Raw genomic sequence first — 17,318 nt, 5'->3', positions numbered from 1 at the left:
CTGGCGGCGGCTCCACCGCCCCCGCGAGGGGAGCCGCCCGAATCTCCACCGTAGGCTCCGGCGGGCGTGCGCGCTTGCGCAACGAAGCGACGGTAGACCTTAGGTGGGTTCGGGCCGACTTTAGGCCAACCTGTGTGCGGCGTTCACCGCAGCCTCAGCCGGCGCCCTCCATCGTGCTGGGCATCTGCACCGCAACAACGCGGCCGCGGGCCACGAGCGTGTCGCCTGCGTAGACCTCCTCCGACACCACGACCTTGCGCCCCTTGACCTCGTCGATGGTGCCCCGCAGCACCAGCTCGACGCCCATCGGCGTCGGGGCGAGGTAGTCGACCTCCAGCCGCCCGGTCACGTAGCGCAGCGGCGGCTCGGTGTCGTTCGGGTCGTCGATCTCGCGGCCGGCGGCCCGATAGCCCGCCCCCGCCGCGGACCCGGTCCCGGCGCAGTCGACGAGGGAGGCGATGAGGCCGCCGTACACGAATCCCTTGATCGCCGTGTGCTCCGGGCGGGGCGTGAACCGGGTGATCGTCCCGTCGCCGTCCCAGTAGGTCTTGATCTGGTGGCCGGCCTCGTTGTCCTTGCCGCAGCCGTAACAGGCGGCCACCTCCTCGGGGTAGAAGTCCTGGATGGCGGCGGCGCGCGGCTCCTGCGAACCCGAGGCGCTGGTCATGGCGGCTCCCTGCGGCTTGGTACGGCGTCGGACGCGGGCCACGCTACGCCGTAGGACGTCCGCGGGTCAGGCGAGCGGCGCGGCCGCCGCCGCGTCCAGGGCGAGGCGCAGGGCCGTCTCGTGGGCCGAACGCCCCCAGCCCCGGGCGTCGTGCGCGCCTCCCGCCAACGTGTCCGCCGTGAAGAGCAGCTGGGCGAATCGCGCCCCGCGGTGCCGGGCCACCGCTGCCAGCGCCGCGCACTCCATGTCCACCACGCGGCAGCCCTCGGCGCGGCGCGCCTCCACCTTGGCGCGGGTCTCCCGGAAGAACGCGTCGGTGGTCCACGCGGGGGCGGTCACCGCGGCGTACCCGGCCGCCTCGCAGGCCCGCGCGATCGCGGCCCGTACGGCGGGGTTGGTGTCGATCCAGCGGCCCGGCGGCGCGTAATGCCAGGACGTCCCCTCGTCGCGCAGCGCCCGGTCCGGCAGGACGAACTCGCCCTCCGCGAAGTGCACCAGGCCGCCGCAGGAACCCACCGCGACGCCGACGCGGGCGCCCATCCGGAAGACGTCGTCGGCGACGATGGCGCTGGCCGGGGCCCCGAGCGGCATCTCCACGAGGGTGAGCGGCGTGGCCCCGTGCGCCCCGACGTACACCGGGTATTTCTGACCCAACAGCCTGACGCTGGTGACGCGCTCGTAGCCGTGCTCGGCGGCCCAGCGGTTCGTGGCGTCGCCCAGGTAGGCCAGCACGGCCGCCGGCGCCACGCTCGCCCGCGGTGTCGCGGGCTGCGCCGCGGTGACGACGTCCGTGGGGTCCGGGTCGTACTCCAGCAGCGGGCAGATCTGGTCCGGTTCCGGCGCGCTCACGGCCCCACTCTGGCACCCGTGGAGCGCCTGTGGATAACTCAAGCGGGGCGGTGACCCGCGCGGGCAGGATGGCGCGGACAGCCGTTGCCGGCGCAGCGCGGCGCGGGCCAGACTGGAGAGACCATGAAGGAGGGGAGCCTGATGAGCATGGTCGTGGACGCGGCCGTCCCGGCCCGGGTGGACATCGCCTACTGGGATGAGCACCTCTCGGGGCGCGAGGACGTCTATGAGCTGGTCGAGGGCATACCGACGATGGCAGCGGCGGAAAGCAACGTCAATCGGGCGGCCGGGGCGCTCCTGGTCGGAGCGCTGAACGTTCATCGTGCGGGCTGGCTCGCCGCGATGGACCTGGAGGTCACGCTGGCCGAGGTGCCCCCGACCGTTCGTCGACCCGACGTCGTCGTCGCGGTGAACTCCGCGGTGACGCGGGACCGCGCGCCGTTGCCGACGAACCGGGTCTTCGCGCACGAGGTGTTGCTCGTGGCGGAGGTCGTCTCGCCCACCTCGGTGGAGCGGGACCTGGTGACCAAGCGTCGGGAGTACGCGCTCGCGGGGATCCCGGCCTACCTGCTCGTCGACCTGCGCTCCGAGCCGGGCGAGCTGACGCTGTACGCCGAGCGTGACGCCGACGGTCGGTACGTCGAGGTCGCGCCGACCCAGCGGGTCGAGGTGGGCATGGACGGCACCGTGATCCCGATCGAGGTCGCCGACCTGCTGGTGTGAGGACGAGCCGCGTCCCGAACGGCGCGCCGGTCAGCCGGTGATGTCGTACGCCGCGAGCCGCCGCTTGTCCCGCCGCGTGCCGGACTCCTGCAGCGCCAGCAGCTCGGCGTAGATCCCGCCCGTTCCCGACAGCTCCTCGGGCGAACCGATCTCGTCCACCCGGCCGTCGCGCAGCGTGACGATGGTGTCCACCGAACTGATCGTCGAGAGCCGATGGGCGATGATCAGCGTCGTCCGGTCCCGCATCAGCGCCTCGAGGCCGGCCTGCACCTGGCGCTCCGCCTTGGAGTCCAGCGAGCTGGTGGCCTCGTCGAGCACGAGCACCGGCGCGTCCTTGAGGATGGCGCGGGCCACGGCGATCCGCTGCTTCTGGCCCCCGGAGAGCTTCAGGCCGCGCTCGCCGATGAGCGACTCATAGCCGTCGGCAAACCGGGCGACGAACGGGTGGGCGTTGGCGCGCTCGGCCGCGACCCGGACCTCCTCGGGGGTCGCGTCCGGCCGGGCGTACGCGATGTTCTCCGCGATCGTCCCGCTGAACAGCGACGGGTCCTGGAAGACCACCCCCACCGCGCCCCGGACGGCCTCGACGGGCAGGTCGGCCAGGTCTATGCCGCCGAGCAGGATCCGGCCGCGCTGCGGGCGGTACAGCCCGAGCAGCAGGCTCACCAGCGTCGTCTTGCCGCCGCCGCTCTCGCTGACCAGCGCGACCCGGCGCGCGGCGGGGACCGCGAACGACACGCCCCGCAGCACCTCGGCCGCGGACTCTGCGCTGGACTCGGCACCGGTCACGCCGCCGGTCCCGGGTCCGGTCACCGCCCCGGTGTCGCCGTAGCCGAACGACACGTCCTCGAACGAGATCGCCGTCGGCCCGGGGGGAATCGCCGTCTGGCCTGGCGATCTGCCCGGGGCGTTCTGCTCGGGCGGCAGGGCCAGGACCTCCAGGTAGCTGCGGGTGCCGGCGACGGCGTGCTGCCCCGCGTCGACCAGGAAGCTCATCATCGTCACCGGCTGGCGGGCCATCGTGACCAGCTGCACGAGCAGGACCATGACGCCGATCGTGAACGCACCCTGGACCGTGCGGACGAAGATGATCGCGTAGATCGCCAGGAAGATGAGGTTGAGGGCGCCGCGCCGGGCGGTGTCCATCAGGTGCCAGAACCGCGACTGCGTCCGGGTGATGCCGATCGTCTCGGCGTACCGGCCCTCGAACACCCCCAGCTCGCGCCGCTCCTGCACGAAGCTCTTGACGACCCGGATCTGCCCGATGACCTCGGCGAAGCGGCCACCGGCCGCGTCGAGCTCGGCGTTCTTGCGCCCCTCGAGCACCTGCCAGCGGCGGGTGGTGAGCGTCGTCAGCCACATGAACGTGGGGAACAGGACGAGCAGCAACAGCGCCAGCGGCCAGGCGTAATAGCCGCTGATCGCGACGACCGCGCCCATCGTGATGAGCATGGGGAAAAAGTTGTTGCAGAACGCCTGCAGGAACTGGGTGGTCTCGGTGATCGAGCGGGACAGCCGGTTGACGACGGTGCCGGTGAGCTCGTCGTCGAAGTACCGCTGCGGCAGCCGCAGCAGGTGCGCGAAGTAGCGCCGGGACATGATCGCCCGCAGCCGGGCCGCCATGACGTCGCCGAGGTAGCCGCCGACGTTGGTGATCAGCGTGTTCGCGAGGTCCGCGGCGAAGAGCAGCAGGGCGAGCAGCAGGATCCGCCGTACGCCGTCCTCCGCCGCCCCCGGCGCGTGCGTCGCCTGCGCGACGGCCTCGTCGGTGGCGGCCTTGATGACGAACGGTACGGCGAGCGCGGTGGCCGCCGTGAGGATCGACGCGAGGACGATGCCGAGGTAATACGGGCGCAGCTCCCGGGCGGACCCGAGCAGCCGAAAGACGTCCCTCACGCGCCCTGCCAGAGGGCGTCGAACGGCGCCCCGCCGTGGACCCGGGCGCGGATGCCGCGCGTGACGAACGCCTTGGCGCGGCGGGCGGCCTCCAGCGGGGTGGCGCCCTTGGCCAGCTCCGCGGTGACGGCGGCGGCGAGGGAGCAGCCCGCGCCGCTGACGGCGTGCTCGCCGACCTTGGGCTCGCGCAGCACCTCCAGGGTGGTGCCGTCGTAGAAGACGTCGACCGCGTCGGGGCCCGCCAGGCGTACCCCGCCCTTGGCCAACACCGCCGCGCCGCACCGGTCGTGGATGCGGCGGGCCGCCTCGACGAGGTCCGCCTCGGACTCGATCTGGGCCATCCCGGACAGGGTCATGGCCTCGAACTGGTTCGGCGTCACGAAGGTCGCCAGCGGCAGGATCAACTCGGTCAGCGCGGTGTCGGTGTCGAGCGCCGCCCCGGGCTCCTGCCCCTTGCAGATGAGCACCGGGTCGAGCACGACGTGGGTCCAGGACTTCGAGCGCAGCACGCCGGCGACGGTCTCGATGGTGGCGGGCGTGCCGAGCATGCCGATCTTCACGGACTGTACGTCGTAGCAGGCCAGCTGGGCCTCCAGCTGGTCGGCGATGACTTGCGGGTCGACGGGGACGAACCGGTGCCCCCAGTCGGCCTTCGGGTCGAAACTCACGATGCAGGTCAGCGCGACCATGCCGAACGTGCCCAGCTGTTGGAACGTCTTGAGGTCCGCCTGGGCGCCCGCGCCGCCGGTGGACTCGGACCCGGCGATCGTCAGCGTGATCGGGGGCGGGGGGAGGAGATCGTCGGTCATGCCGCCATTGTCCCGCGCGGGCAGACGTCCCCGCACCCGGCCTGGACGTGCCGGACGCCGACCCGGCCCGGGGCTACCCCCTCCTTCGTCACCATGGTTGCGCGCCTCGTCACCATGGTTGCGCGCCTCGTCACCGTGGTTGCGCGCCTTGTCACCATGGTTGCGAGCAGGGCGGGGTGGGGCGGGGGGTCCGGGGGGCTCAGCCGCGACGGCGTACCGAACCGCGGCGCGGACGCAACCGAACCGGCGGGATCGGGGGCGCCGCGGACCGCGCCGCGCCCGGCGGCGTCGCGCCGAACCGAGGGTCCCCGCGCTCCCAGGCCTCGCGCGCGGCGACGACCTCGTCGTGGGTGGCGGCCACGATGTTCCACCAGAGGATGAACTCCTCCTCGAACGGCGTACCGCCGAGCAGCAGCACCCGGCACCCGGGCAGCGTCGCGAGGTCGACGCGGCGGTGCCCCACGGGCAGGTACGCGAGTTCCCCGACCGCCAGCGGGGTCCCGTCCACCGACACCGCGCCGTCGAGGAGGAGGACGCCGTGCTCGTAGCGTGGCTCCAGGCTCAGCCGCTCCGTCCCCGTCGTCAGGGTGATGTCGGCCGCCACCAGCGGGGTGTGCACCCGGGCGGGGGAGACCAACTCCGCGTACTCGCCGTCCAGCCGGCCGACCAGCACCGTGGCCCGCATCGTGGGCGAGGTCACCCGCGGCGGCGCGTGGATCTCCTGGACCTCGGGCGCCCGACCGCGGACGGCGGCGGGCAGCGCGGCGGCCAGGCGCACGCCGTGCAGGAAGCGCCGCGCGTGCCGGCCCCCGCGGGGATCGTCGACGCCCGCCTCGGCGACGGTGACGCCGTGCCCCGCCGTGCCGAGGCACACGTGCCCGTGGCTGACCAGGATGTCGGTGCCGATGCTGTCCCGCCGGCGAATGAGGCCCTCGATGGGCCAGGTCAGGGACATGAGGCCGACCTCGGGGTAGGCCAACGGCGCGAGGCGGGTCGGGTCCGTCTCCGGGTCGCCGAAGTGCTCGACGAGGCACCACGCGCCGACCGCGGCGAGGCGGCGCTCGGGGAGCGTACGGCGTAGCGCGGGGCCGCCCGGGCGAACGTCCGCGGGACCGGGCGGCCGCTCGGCGGCGGTGGGCGTCGGCGCCTCGTGACCCACTGTCCGCCGGTCGGCGCGCGGCGCGTGCCGGGGCGACACGACCAGCTTGATCGGTTCCATGACAGCCTCCGCGAATGGGTCCTTATGTCAAGGTAACCCGCGTCGCTGCGACCGCTCGACAGGCGCCGATCACGGCACGCGCAACGCCAGCCCCGCGAGGAAGACATCCAGACCGAACGTGAAGCGTTCGGTGGCCGAGGCGGCCTCGTCATCCTGCTCGGCCACCTCCCGCACGCCGAGCGCGCGGGCCTGCGCGTGGTTCTGCGCGTCGACGGCGTGCCCGACCGTGTAGTGCACCAGGGCCGCCGCGGCCGCCGTCGCCTCGGCCGGGGGCAGCCCGGCGCCCGTCAGCGCCGTCACGCAGGGCACGGCGGGGTCGAGCCCGCGGGGTCGCAAGGCGAGCACGGAGGCCACCACCTCGGCGCCGTCCCGATGGGCGAGCAGCGCGTCTCGCAGCGTGGTCGCCCAGACGCGGACGTTCGTGGCCCACGGCCGCCCCTCTTGGGCCACTCCCGGGTCGCTGGTCACGGGGGCATCGACCGGCGTCCCGTCGGCCGGCTCATGAGCCTGCGCACCCGTCGCGGGGGTGAGCACCGGCTGCAGGATCACCTCGGCCACGGCCATGAGCAGCGTTTGTTTGTTAGCGAAGTGCCAATAGAGCGCCCCGGGCTGGACGCCGAGCGAGGTGGCCAGCCGACGCATCGAGAGGTCGGCGAAGCCGTAGCTGTCGAGGGTCTCGATGGCGCGGTCCAGGACGTCCTGCCGGTTCACGCGGCCCGACCCGCTGTGAGCGAACTAACAGATTGATGAAACACGCAGGGCCCGGGTGCTTCCGCTATAGGGCCAGAGTCGTTAACCTGGCTCAGGAATTCGGCATCGGCCAGACGGCGGGGGCGGCCGGGCGGCGCCGGATTCAGCGTTGCCACGCTCGGGCTACGGCCTCGCCGAGGCGGCGGGCGGCCGGCAGAACCTCGCCGATCGCACGACGTACCTCATTGCTCTGGACGACGTTTCCCACCCGCCGTACGACGTCTTCGACGGGGCCGGAACCGACGACCTTGCCTGTGAGGGGTTTCGAGTTGGCCACGCGAACCTCCGGCGTCGGGTGCCGGGCGTGGCTGCCACGTCCGGCGGTACCCCGATGTTAATGTCCCGGCCGGTGAAGCGGTTCGGGGTGGTCCCACCTCGGGGGGTATCGGCAGGCGGATCCGTGCCGATGAGGGGTTGGACGGACCGATCACACGCAGTGCCCAAAGGAGCCATCACCATGTGCCGCCTACTCGCCTACGCCGCGCCGAGCGTCGCGGCCGTCGAGGAGCTCATCGGGAGCGACCAGTGCGAGACGTACCGCCTCATGGCGCGCCTGCACGATGACGGGTGGGGCACCGCGTGGCTGGAGGACGGCCCCGCGGGTTCGGTGGTACGCCGCAAGCGCACGGTCCGCCCGGGGTACGACGACGAGCGGCTCGTCGCGATGATGGACCGCCCGCTGTCCCGCGCGCGCATCTTCCACCTGCGCATGGCCACGGATCACATGGCCGTGATGAAGCGCAACAGCCACCCGTTCCGGGCGGACGGCATGGCCTTCGCGCACAACGGCTCGATCGCGCCCACCGCGGTGCTGCGCGCCATGGTGGGTCCGGCAGCGCTCGCCGCCGTCCGCGGCACGACCGACTCGGAGCTCTACTTCGCGCTGATCCGCGAGGGCGTCGCCGCCGGGTTCACCGTCGCCGAGGCCGCCGCCACTGCGGTACGGCGGATCCGTACGGCGTACCCGCACGCGAGCCTCAACTCGGTCACCCTGACGCCCACCGAGCTCGTCGTCGTGAACTCCAGCAGCGCCGCGCCCGTCCCGACCTGGCACTTCGAGACGGTTCCCCCGGAGCAGCTGCCCTCGCACCATGACGACCGCTACTTCACGATGCGCTACCGCCGCCGGCCCGACGGCGCGTTCGTCGTCGCCTCGGCCGGGCTGGACGTGGCCGGCTGGACGACGCTGCCGCAAGACAGCATCACCACGGTCGACCTCGCCACGGTCGAGGCGACGACGACGGCGCTGGACCTGGTGCCCGCCGGCGCCTACGCCTGAGGGCAGGCGGGACGCCTGAGGGCGGCCACGCCGACGATCACGAGCGTCCCCCGCTCCTGCGCTGCGCCTGGCTGACGCGGCGCACGGAGCGGGTGATCTCCGCCGCCGATCGGTACCGGTTCTGCGTGACCTCGCGGCCCTGGCCGAATGGCCAGGGAAGCTTGGGGCCTTCCTGATACATGGGTGTCCCTCCCCTCGGGTCTGTCGGGTATGTCGGGTCTGTCGGGTCTTGGGTGGTGGTTCGCGTTGGCCGCCGGGTCCCCGGGCGCGCCGACGTACGACGCCCTTGGTCGGTCGAGGCGTCGTCGTGGCTGTCGTGGCTGTCGTGGCTGGTGGGGATCCTGTCCGGCGGTCTCCACGGTGCCTCATCACCCCAGGGGGCGCGCAACCGAATTACGGCAGGGCAGACTTGCGCCCATGAGCCCCGCGAAGCCGGCGCCGTCGGCGATCCGCATCGTGCCGCTCACGGCCGCCCTGTGGCAGGCCGGGGGCCGCGACGTCTTTCAGGCCGGCATCGCGACCGGCCACTCGACCCTGACCAAGACCGCGCCGGACTGGGCGGACTTCGCCGCGGACAAGCCGCCGGAGCACCGCTGGGCGGCGGTGGACGGCGACGGCACCTGCCGCGGCTGGGCGTGCGTGTCGCCCGCGTTCAACCGCTGCGTGTACTCCGGGGTGGTCGAGGACAGCGTGTACGTCGACCCGGCGCTGGCCGGCCGCGGCGTCGGCGAGTCGCTGCTGCACGCGCTGGTGGCGTCCACGGAGGGCGCCGGGATCTGGACGATCGAGGCGCTGATCTTCCCCGAGAACGAGGTGAGCATCCGGCTGCACCGGCGGGTCGGGTTCCGCGACGTGGGGATCCGGGAGCGGATGGGGTTCATGACGCACGGGCCGGCCGCGGGGCAGTGGCGCGACGTGCTGCTGCTGGAGCGGCGCAGCCACACCGTCGGCACCTGACCGCGCTTTCGCTCAGGAGGCGGCGACGACCTTGTCGGCCTGGGCCGCGGCCACCCTCCCCAGGGTGTCGTGGTTGGCGGCCTCGTCGGGTCCGGTGATGCTCGCGGTGATCAGGTTCGCGCCGCGGCGTACCCGGATCAGGTCCAGGCTCGTCTTGTCGGCGCCGCTGCTCAGGTCGAGTCCCAGCGCGGCCGAGTCGGCGACGTCGTACGTCGGGGCGCGCAGCCGCCCGGCCAGCTTCTGCCCCTGGGCGCTGAGTTCGAAGGCGGGGCAGGCGCGCACGGTGGCCTGCGGGTCGGGCAGCGGCGGGGGATCCTGCTGGTCGTACCCGCGGACGGCCACGACCAGGTCCTGCGTCTGCGTCCCGGCGCCGTCCGAGCGGGTGAAGACCCGGGACGCGAACGCCGAGGCCGTCCCGGTCGCGCTGAACGCGCTCAGCGCGTCCCGGCAGGCCGGCGACATGCCCGTGGTCTGGGCGAGCAGGTGGCCCAGCTCGCCGTCCGCGCCCTCCGGCGCGGCCTGACTCGGCGGGTCGGCCAGCCAGCCCGCCAGGTGAGCCGCGTCGGGCTCGATGAGGGTGCCGGCGATCGTGTCCTGCGTGAGGGCCCGCGGGCCGCACCCAGCGACCCCGAGGGCCAGCGGCACCGCGATAGCGCTCGCGGCCAGTGCGCTGCTGATCCGGTGGGTCCAGCGGCGGGCCTGCGGTGCTCGGGGCTCTCGCGGGGGTTGCGCCGCGCTCGCTGCTCGCGGGTGAGATGGGGGCTCGGGGGGCCCGAGAGGGCGGGGACCGGTCATGGCGCCTCCGATGGTCGTCTCCGAGGCAACCTTCCCCCAGTCGGCGTTGCGCAAAGTGCGTGGTGAATGGGCGTGCACCGGCGTTAAGCCGGGTCTGGTGACGCGCTCTTGACCAACTCTTTGAAAACAGCGCCACAAACCCCCCAGGCCAGTCGACCAAGTCGACTGCTACAGCCTTAACAGTTGTCCGACCAGGGGTTTTTCGTGCTCGGCCTTGTCCGTAACAGCAAAGAGACGGTAAAGTTAATCCGTCGATGCGCGACGAAACCGATCGTCAGACCCACACTCCCCGGAGGCTACCCAGATGACCGCGAACGCCACGACGCACGCGAATGCCACTCCCCGCACCCTGCGCCGCCAGCTCCGCCACGTCGAGCTGCAGGGCATCGATGCCACCCGCATCATCAACAGCCTGTCGGGCCGCGGCGCCCGCACCTGGCCAACGAGCAGGACGACCACCCACGCGTGAGCCGCCCCATGGGCGACAGGCTCCGCAGCCCCTCCGGAAAATAGCTGAGCCGCCCAACAGGAGGCCGCCGGTCACACCGGCGGTCTCCTCGTGTGTTTGGGGGTTGTTCAGGCGTGCGGGGTCGCCAGGATGACGGGGTGATCGCCGTCCAGCGCGGGCACCCAGCCGGTCGCCGCACGGCGTACGGTCTCGTTCGCGACCAGCAACACGAGCTGCGCGTTCGGCCGCGCGCGCCGCGCCAGCGACAGCCCCAGGAGGGCCTGGCCGATCCGGGCCCGCAGGCCCTCGGACTCGGCGTCCGCGTGGGTCACGATCTCCAAGATCAGGGTCTCGTCGTCGTTCGCGCCGTCGACCTGAAGTCCGTCGCCACTGGGCAGGCGGATGGTGCGCGGGCGCAGTTCGCCGCAGCCGCGCGAGGACGCGTAGGTGGTCAGCATGTCGCGGCGCAGCCGGCGCAGCTCCGCGGCGTCGGCCTCGACCGGGGCCGAGAGGGTGGTCATCAGCGGTACTCCTGGGCGGTGCCGCCCTTGGGCGGCCTGGGTGTTCAGGTCATTACGCTCTGCTTCGGCGAGAGCTGGGCAAACTGAAGATGTTGTCCGAATGAACGTCCAAGGACGCCTTGCGCTTCCCGCCGGTCCTGGGTGGCGCTCACCGGCGGAGCTGGGTCAGTGCACGTGTCGGCTTTCGCCGAGCCGCGGGGCCTCGGCTGCTGGGGCGCCGTCGGACGTTCGGACCGGGTCCGGCCCCGCACCGGCCTCGGCCGACTGGCTGGGCTGCGCGGGCTGGACAGGGTGGCTGGGCTGGACCTGCTGGGGGCGGTGCCGGCCCGCGGGGCGGGACGCCTCGATGAGCCGCTCGGTCCACTCCGGGCCGAGATCCACCAGCTCCACCGCGACCGCCGAGCCGAGGCCGCCGAGCAGGGTGCCCGCCGACGTTCGGGCCTGGTCGCAGGCGAACAGCAGCACCGAGCGGGCCTCGGGGCGGGTCGCGGTGACCAGCGACAGGGCGAAGACATCCCGCGCCAGGTGGGCTGCGGCGTCCTGGGGGAGCGGTCCCTGGTGGGAGACCGGGATGACGAAGAGGTCCTCGTCCGGGCTGACCCCGTCGATCTGCACCGACTCGCCGCCCTGCAGGCGCACCACGCGGGGGGCCAGCGGCGGCACGTCGATGGCGGCCGCGTAGACCGTCAGCATGTCGCGCTCCGCGAGCGCCGGCAGGTCGGCGGGGTGCGCGTGCCGGGGCGGGCGGACCGTCGAGGCGTCCATGGAACTCCTTCGCGGCGCGAACTGGGGTCCGCGGCCGAGACGAGGGGTGGTGTCACTCGTCCCATCGGCGGATTCGCGCGCGGCTGTAGGCGTCTCGCGACACCGATTCCGCGTTGTCCGGCGTGTCGGCTGGACATGGCGTCCAGCGGCCAGGCGGCCCGCGACGTCTCACTAGGGGCCCCTGGAGCGCTCCACCCACCGTGACCACGGTTGCAGGAGTCGCTACCGCGGTTGCAGAGTCTGCTACCACGGTTGCGGGGGTCGCTACCACGGTTGCGGGGGCTGCTACCACGGTTGCGGGGGCTGCTACCACGGTCACCGGGGCGGGCGGACGATCTCCCGCAGCCCCTCGATGAGGCGGTCGACGTCGGAGTCGTCGCTGGACGGTGCCAGCCCCACCCGCACCCCGCCCTCGTCGCCGAGACCCAGCCGGCGGGAACACTCGATCGCGTAGAAGTTCCCGTTGGGTGCGTTGACGCCGCGAGCGGCCAGGCCACGGCGTACCTCCCCGTCCGCCACCCCCGGCAGGCGGAACAGGAGCGTCGGCGTGCGACGGGCGGCGCGGCTGTAGACCGTCGCCCCGAGTTCGGCGAGCGCCTCCTCGATGCGCGCACGGAGCCGGTCCTCGTGGGCCTCGATGGCCGCGAAGGCGGCGACGAGGCGGGCCCGCCGGGTGGCGTGGTCGGCGCGGTCGGCATCGAGGTTCGCGCCGCTCGTATCACCCCCGCCGCTCGCGTCGCCCCCGCCGCTCGGGGCGAGGGCGGCGAGGACGTCGACGCAGGCGGTGACGCCGGCCAGCAGCTCGTAGGGGAGCGTGCCGAGTTCGAAGCGTTCCGGTACGGCGTCGGTGCTGGGCAGGAGCTTGTCGGGGCGCAGCGACTCCAGCAGGTCGACTCGCCCGGCGAGCGCGCCGCAGTGCGGGCCGAGGAACTTGTACGGGGAACACACGAAGAGGTCGGCCCCCAGCGCGGCGACGTCGATGCTGTGGTGTGCGGTTGCGTGGACGCCGTCGACGTACCCGATCGCGCCCACCCCGTGGGCCGCCGCCATGATCGCGGCGATGTCCGGGCGGGTGCCGATCAGGTTGCTGGCGGCCGTCACGGCGACCAGGCGGGTGCGCTCGGTGAGCACGGCCGTGACGTGGTCAGCGGTCAGCTCGCCGGTCACCGGGTCGAAGTCGGCGAACCGCACCTGCGCTCCCGCGGCCTGGGCGGCCTGGACCCAGGGGCGCACGTTCGCGTCGTGGTCGAGACGGGTCACCACGACCTCGTCGCCGGGCCGCCAGGTCTCGGCGAGGGCGCGGCTGACGTCGTACGTCAGTTGGGTCATGCTGCGCCCGAAGACGATTCCCTGGGCATCGGCGTTGAGGAGATCGGCGATCGCGGCGCGGGCGGCGAGCACGATGGCGTCGGCGCGCCGCTCGGCAGGGGTGACGTCACCCCGGTTGGCGACCGCGCTGGTCAACGCGTCGGACACGGCCTGGGCGACCGCGGCCGGGGTCTGTGACCCGCCCGGCCCGTCGAAGTGAGCGCCCCCTTCGCGCAGGGCGGGGAACTGGGCGCGGAACGCGGCGACGTCGTACGGCATGAGGCACATGGTGTCACCGCTGCTACGACGACCGTTCGTGACCTGCCCTTTTGGTGCCATGGCACCCTTTGTGCAGGTCACGAACGGTCGCCCTGTGGAAAACAGCAAGCCGCAGCACATCGCCGTCCGCGCAGGAACGTCCTAGTGCCGCGTGTAGTTAGTTCATTTACGGTTGCCGGGTTGCGATGATGGGGTATGGCCAATCGACCTGCCCCGGCACTGGGACTGCGTGATGGTGACCGTGCCGAGCTTGCCCGGTTGACTCGGTCGTCCTCGGCTCGGGCCGGTCTGACGCAACGCGCCCGGATCGTGCTGCTCGCGGCGGACGGTGAGTCGAACACGGCAATCGCGGCGAAGGTGGGCGTGTCACGGCCGACGGTGATCGGCTGGCGCAATAGGTACGCCGCGCATGGCATCGCGGGACTGGACGAGGAGCCCCGGTCGGGTCGCCCGAGGACGATCGATCACCGGCAGATCGTGGCGCAGACCTTGAGACCGCCGCCGAAGAAGTACGGGGTGACCCACTGGTCCTCCAGGTTGCTGGGTCGCCACCTTGGCATCAGCAATGGAACGGTGGCCAAGGCATGGCGCGACTATGGCGTGGCACCGTGGCGGGTGGAGACCTTCAAGTTCTCCACCGACCCCGAGCTGATCGCCAAGGTCACCGACGTGGTCGGGCTCTACCTGGCTCCGCCGGAGAACGCGATCGTGCTGTGCGTGGACGAGAAGTCCCAGATCCAGGCCCTGGACCGGACCGCACCGATGCTGCCGATGCAGCCCGGGCTGCCCCAGCGGCGCACCCACGACTACCGGCGCAACGGCACCACGACGCTGTTCGCCGCGCTGGAAGTCGCCACCGGCAAGGTCACCGGCGCGTGCAAGCCGCGCCATCGGCATCAGGAGTTCCTGACCTTCCTCAGGCAGGTCGCCCGGGCCTACCCAACGGTCGAGCTGCACCTGGTGATGGACAACTACGCCGCCCACAAACGCGTCGAGGTCCGCGACTGGCTGGCCGCCAACCCCAGGATTCACGTGCACTTCACCCCGACCTCGGGCTCCTGGCTCAACCTCGTCGAGGTCTGGTTCAGCATCATCGAACGGCAGGCGATCCACCGCGCACCTTCAGATCGGTCAAGGACCTCAACGCCAAGATCCGCGCCTTCGTCGACGGCTGGAACGACCGCTGCCATCCCTTCGTCTGGACCAAGACCGCCGACGAGATCCTCAAGAAGGCCAACCGTCAGACCACTTCAAACACGGGACACTAGCGAAGGACGTCCTCGTCGGACCGGGCGACCCAGGAGCGGAAGGTCTCGCCGGGCTGCTGACCGGCGGCGTAGGCCCGGACGACCCGCTCGATGTACTCGCCCAGCTCGGCCGAGGTCACCTTGTGGCCGCGCAGCTTTCGCCCGTACCCCGCGTCCTCGCCGAGCTGCCCGCCCAGGTGGGCCTGGAACCCCTCGACCTGGTTGCCGTCCGAGTCGGTGACGATCTGCCCCTTGAACCCGATGTCCGCGACCTGGATCCGGGCGCAGCTGTTGGGGCAGCCGTTCAGCGTGATCGCCAGGGGCCGCTCCAGCGCGACGTCGGCCAGCCGCCGGTCCAGGTCCTCGACCAACCCGTGCGCCCGGCCCTTGGTGTCGACGATGGCGAGCTTGCAGAACTCGAGCCCCGTGCACGCGAGAAGGCCGCGCCGCCAGGGGCTCACCTGCGAGCTCAGCCCGAGCGGCGAAAGCAGCGACTCCAGCTCCGAGACCCGCTCCTCAGCCACCCCCACCACCAGCAGTTTCTGGTGCGGGGTCAGGGCGACGTGGGACGCCCCCACTCGACGTACGGCGTCCGCCACCGCACTCAACGTGCTGCCGCTGACCCGGCCCGCGACCGCGCTGAACCCCACAGCGACGGTGCCGTCGCGCAGCGGCGTCACCCCGACGTAGTCGAGGGTCTGCGGCGGCGGCGCGGCGGCGGGACCGTCGAGCAGGGGCGTGTCGAGGTACTCGGCCTCCAGCACCTGCCGCACCTTCTCCGCGCCCCAGTCGGCGACCAGGAACTTCAGCCGCGCCCGGTTCCGCAGCCGCCGGTAGCCGTAGTCCCGGAAGAGCTTGGTGACGGCGTGCCACACCTCGGGGACGCGCTCCAGCGGGACCCAGGCGCCGAGCCGCGGCGCGAGGTACGCGGCCGTCGACAGCCCGCCGCCCACGAACACATCGAATCCCGGGCCGTGCTCTGGGTGGACGACTCCGACGAACGAGATGTCATTGATCTCGGGCACCGCGTCCCAGGACCAGGACACCGACGACTTGTACTTGCGCGGCAGGTTCGCCAGCGAGGTGTCCTCGCGGACGATGCGCTTGATCGCCTCGACCGCGGGGGTGGGATCGACGAGCTCGGCCGGGTTGACGCCCGCGAGGGGCGACCCGAGCACCACCCGCGGGCAGTCGCCGCACGCCTCCTGGGACCACAGCCCCAGCGGCTCGATGGCGTCCCAGATCGCGGGGACGTCCTCGACGCGGATCCAGTGCAGCTGGACGTTCTGGCGGTCGGTGATGTCGGCGGTGTCGCGCGCGTACCTGGTCGAGACCTGCCCGATCGCATCGAGCTGCTCGGCGCTGAGCAGGCCGCCGTCGATGCGGATCCGCATCATGAAGTGCTCGTCCTCCAGCTCCTCCGGCGGGATCTGGCTGGTCCGGCCGCCGTCGATGCCGGGCTTGCGCTGGGTGTAGAGGCCCATCCAGCGGAACCGGCCGCGCAGGTCGTCGCCGGGGATCGAGGCGAACCCCTGCTTGCTGTAGGTGTGCAGGATGCGCTCGCGGACGTGCAGCGGGTTGTCCGCGGCCTTGAACGCCTCGTTCGCGTTCAGCGGCTCGACGTCGCCGAGGGCCCACTGCCCCTCGGAGCGGCGCGGCTTCGCGGCCGCCGGCGCGGCGGGGTGGGGGGTGGTGTCGATGCTCATCGGGCGTTCTCCAGGTCGTCGGTACGGCGAGCGGTGCGCAGGGTCTGGGTGGTGCGGGGCTCGGTGCTGAGGTGGCCGTGGGCTAGGGCGGCGACGGCGCCGATCACGACCACGCTCGGGTTGGTCAGTCCGTCGGCGTGTACCCGGTCGACGAGGCGGTCCAGGGTCGTGACGGCGTACCGCTGCCGCGGCGTGCAGCCCTCCTGGACCACGGCCGCGGGCGTGTCGCCCGGCAGGCCGGCGCGGCGCAGCTCGGCGACGGTCTGGGGGAGCGCGGCCATCCCCATGAGCAGGACGACGGTGGCGTCGAGGCCGACCAGGTGCTCGGCCAGCTCGGGCGTCACCGGGTCGTGGCCGGACAGGACCGTGACGGCGCGGCTCGTCTCGCGGTGGGTGACGGGGATCCCCGCGGCGGCGGGCGCCGCGAAGGCGGAGCTGATGCCGGGGATGACCGTGACGGGGATGCCGGCCGCGGACGCCGCGGCCACCTCCTCGCCGCCGCGGCCGAACACGAACGGGTCGCCGCCCTTGAGCCGTACGACGTGCGCGCCGGTCGCCGCGGCCTCGATCATGTGGCGTTCGATCTCGGCCTGCGACATCCGGTGGTGGCCGGGGGTCTTGCCGACGTCGACGATGCGCGCGGCCGGGGCGAGCGCGCGGATGTCGGCCCGGGCGTCGTGGTCGGCCAGCCGGTCGAGCAGCACGAGGTCCGCCGCCGCGAGGGCCTCCCTCGTGGCGACCGTGTGCAGGCCGGGGTCGCCGGGCCCGGCGCCGGCGAGGGTGATCGTGCCGGCCCGGGCGGGCGCCGGCTCCTCGCGGGTGGCGGGGGCGAGCCGGGTCAGGGCGCGCACCGCGCCGACCCACTCCAGGGCGCCGCCGGTGACGTCCACGACCAGACCGGGGCGGTCGGTGGCCCGGGCGTCGGGGGCGGCGGCCGTCCAGGCGTACGCCTCCGCCCGCGCCGGCGTGGTCAGCCGGATGAGGCGGGCGCCGGCGGCCAGATAGCGCAGCCGAGCCCGGGCGGTCGCCCGCTCGTCGCCGAGGATGGCGACGGTCGTTCCGGTGAGGCTCAATTCGACGAGCATGTCATTCTCCAGGGG

Annotated in this window: 16 protein-coding genes and 2 pseudogenes; 5 read left to right on the top strand and 13 right to left on the bottom strand. The window is 72.7% G+C overall.

All coding sequences use genetic code 11. The features are described 5' to 3' along the window. Positions 1-154: 154 nt before the first annotated feature. Together IPK37_05030 and IPK37_05025 are read right to left on the bottom strand one after the other, a co-directional pair. The gene (locus IPK37_05030) at positions 155-667 is read right to left on the bottom strand and encodes a PaaI family thioesterase (protein ID QQS01776.1); all 513 of its coding nucleotides are present in this window, start codon (positions 665-667) and stop codon (positions 155-157) included. 66 nt (positions 668-733) lie between these two features. Next, positions 734-1,516 (bottom strand): nucleoside phosphorylase, encoded by a 783-nt coding sequence (locus IPK37_05025; protein QQS01775.1) that lies wholly within the window; start codon positions 1,514-1,516, stop codon positions 734-736. Between the two features lie 123 nt (positions 1,517-1,639). Here IPK37_05025 and IPK37_05020 point away from each other — a divergent pair, with 123 nt between their 5' ends. Next, the gene (locus IPK37_05020; protein QQS01774.1) at positions 1,640-2,239 is read left to right on the top strand and encodes a Uma2 family endonuclease; all 600 of its coding nucleotides are present in this window, start codon (positions 1,640-1,642) and stop codon (positions 2,237-2,239) included. Between the two features lie 30 nt (positions 2,240-2,269). On the opposite strand, the gene IPK37_05015 is transcribed toward IPK37_05020, so the two are convergent. From IPK37_05015 to IPK37_04995, 5 genes and pseudogenes are all read right to left on the bottom strand, one after another. Continuing rightward, entirely contained in the window at positions 2,270-4,135 is a 1,866-nt protein-coding gene (locus IPK37_05015) for an ABC transporter ATP-binding protein (protein QQS01773.1), read from the bottom strand. Next, positions 4,132-4,944 (bottom strand): hydroxymethylpyrimidine/phosphomethylpyrimidine kinase, encoded by an 813-nt coding sequence (locus tag IPK37_05010; protein QQS01772.1) that lies wholly within the window; start codon positions 4,942-4,944, stop codon positions 4,132-4,134. The genes IPK37_05015 and IPK37_05010 overlap by 4 nt, the downstream gene beginning before the upstream one ends. Before the next feature lie 199 nt (positions 4,945-5,143). Beyond that, positions 5,144-6,163, bottom strand: coding sequence for a pirin family protein (locus tag IPK37_05005; GenBank protein QQS01771.1), 1,020 nt, complete (start codon positions 6,161-6,163; stop codon positions 5,144-5,146). 69 nt (positions 6,164-6,232) lie between these two features. Next, a pseudogene (locus IPK37_05000) lies at positions 6,233-6,877 on the bottom strand (TetR/AcrR family transcriptional regulator C-terminal domain-containing protein). Between the two features lie 139 nt (positions 6,878-7,016). Next, positions 7,017-7,190, bottom strand: coding sequence for a hypothetical protein (locus IPK37_04995; GenBank protein QQS01770.1), 174 nt, complete (start codon positions 7,188-7,190; stop codon positions 7,017-7,019). Positions 7,191-7,370: 180 nt separating this feature from the next. Between IPK37_04995 and IPK37_04990 the strand changes: the two genes are divergently transcribed. Beyond that, positions 7,371-8,192 (top strand): class II glutamine amidotransferase, encoded by an 822-nt coding sequence (locus IPK37_04990; protein ID QQS01769.1) that lies wholly within the window; start codon positions 7,371-7,373, stop codon positions 8,190-8,192. Positions 8,193-8,609: 417 nt separating this feature from the next. After that, positions 8,610-9,149, top strand: coding sequence for an N-acetyltransferase (locus IPK37_04985; GenBank protein ID QQS01768.1), 540 nt, complete (start codon positions 8,610-8,612; stop codon positions 9,147-9,149). A 12-nt stretch (positions 9,150-9,161) separates the two neighbouring features. On the opposite strand, the gene IPK37_04980 is transcribed toward IPK37_04985, so the two are convergent. Further along, positions 9,162-9,794, bottom strand: a complete 633-nt coding sequence (locus IPK37_04980; protein ID QQS01767.1) for a hypothetical protein — start codon at positions 9,792-9,794, stop codon at positions 9,162-9,164. Positions 9,795-10,248: 454 nt separating this feature from the next. Here IPK37_04980 and IPK37_04975 point away from each other — a divergent pair, with 454 nt between their 5' ends. After that, the gene (locus tag IPK37_04975) at positions 10,249-10,413 is read left to right on the top strand and encodes a hypothetical protein (GenBank protein ID QQS01766.1); all 165 of its coding nucleotides are present in this window, start codon (positions 10,249-10,251) and stop codon (positions 10,411-10,413) included. 107 nt (positions 10,414-10,520) lie between these two features. Here the strand turns inward: IPK37_04975 and IPK37_04970 are convergent, their stop codons facing one another. From IPK37_04970 to IPK37_04960, 3 genes are all read right to left on the bottom strand, one after another. Beyond that, positions 10,521-10,913, bottom strand: coding sequence for a hypothetical protein (locus IPK37_04970; GenBank protein QQS01765.1), 393 nt, complete (start codon positions 10,911-10,913; stop codon positions 10,521-10,523). Between the two features lie 165 nt (positions 10,914-11,078). Beyond that, positions 11,079-11,678, bottom strand: coding sequence for a hypothetical protein (locus tag IPK37_04965; GenBank protein ID QQS01764.1), 600 nt, complete (start codon positions 11,676-11,678; stop codon positions 11,079-11,081). A gap of 315 nt (positions 11,679-11,993) precedes the next feature. Continuing rightward, positions 11,994-13,265: a cysteine desulfurase-like protein gene (locus IPK37_04960; GenBank protein ID QQS01763.1), complete on the bottom strand. Its 1,272-nt coding sequence runs from the start codon at positions 13,263-13,265 to the stop codon at positions 11,994-11,996. A gap of 219 nt (positions 13,266-13,484) precedes the next feature. Here IPK37_04960 and IPK37_04955 point away from each other — a divergent pair. Continuing rightward, a pseudogene (locus IPK37_04955) lies at positions 13,485-14,533 on the top strand (IS630 family transposase). Here IPK37_04955 and IPK37_04950 read toward each other — a convergent pair. Together IPK37_04950 and cobA are read right to left on the bottom strand one after the other, a co-directional pair. Then, entirely contained in the window at positions 14,530-16,218 is a 1,689-nt protein-coding gene (locus tag IPK37_04950) for a nitrite/sulfite reductase (GenBank protein QQS01762.1), read from the bottom strand. The pseudogene IPK37_04955 and the gene IPK37_04950 sit on opposite strands and share 4 nt — an antisense overlap. Next, positions 16,215-17,303 carry a uroporphyrinogen-III C-methyltransferase gene (cobA, locus tag IPK37_04945; protein QQS01761.1) on the bottom strand — a complete coding sequence of 363 codons (1,089 nt, stop codon included), beginning with the start codon at positions 17,301-17,303 and terminating at the stop codon, positions 16,215-16,217. The genes IPK37_04950 and cobA overlap by 4 nt, the downstream gene beginning before the upstream one ends. Positions 17,304-17,318 lie beyond the last annotated feature (15 nt).

This window comes from Austwickia sp., assembly GCA_016699675.1.
In the GTDB taxonomy this organism is placed as follows: domain Bacteria; phylum Actinomycetota; class Actinomycetes; order Actinomycetales; family Dermatophilaceae; genus Austwickia.
This window is presented reverse-complemented; position numbering and strand designations above follow the sequence as displayed.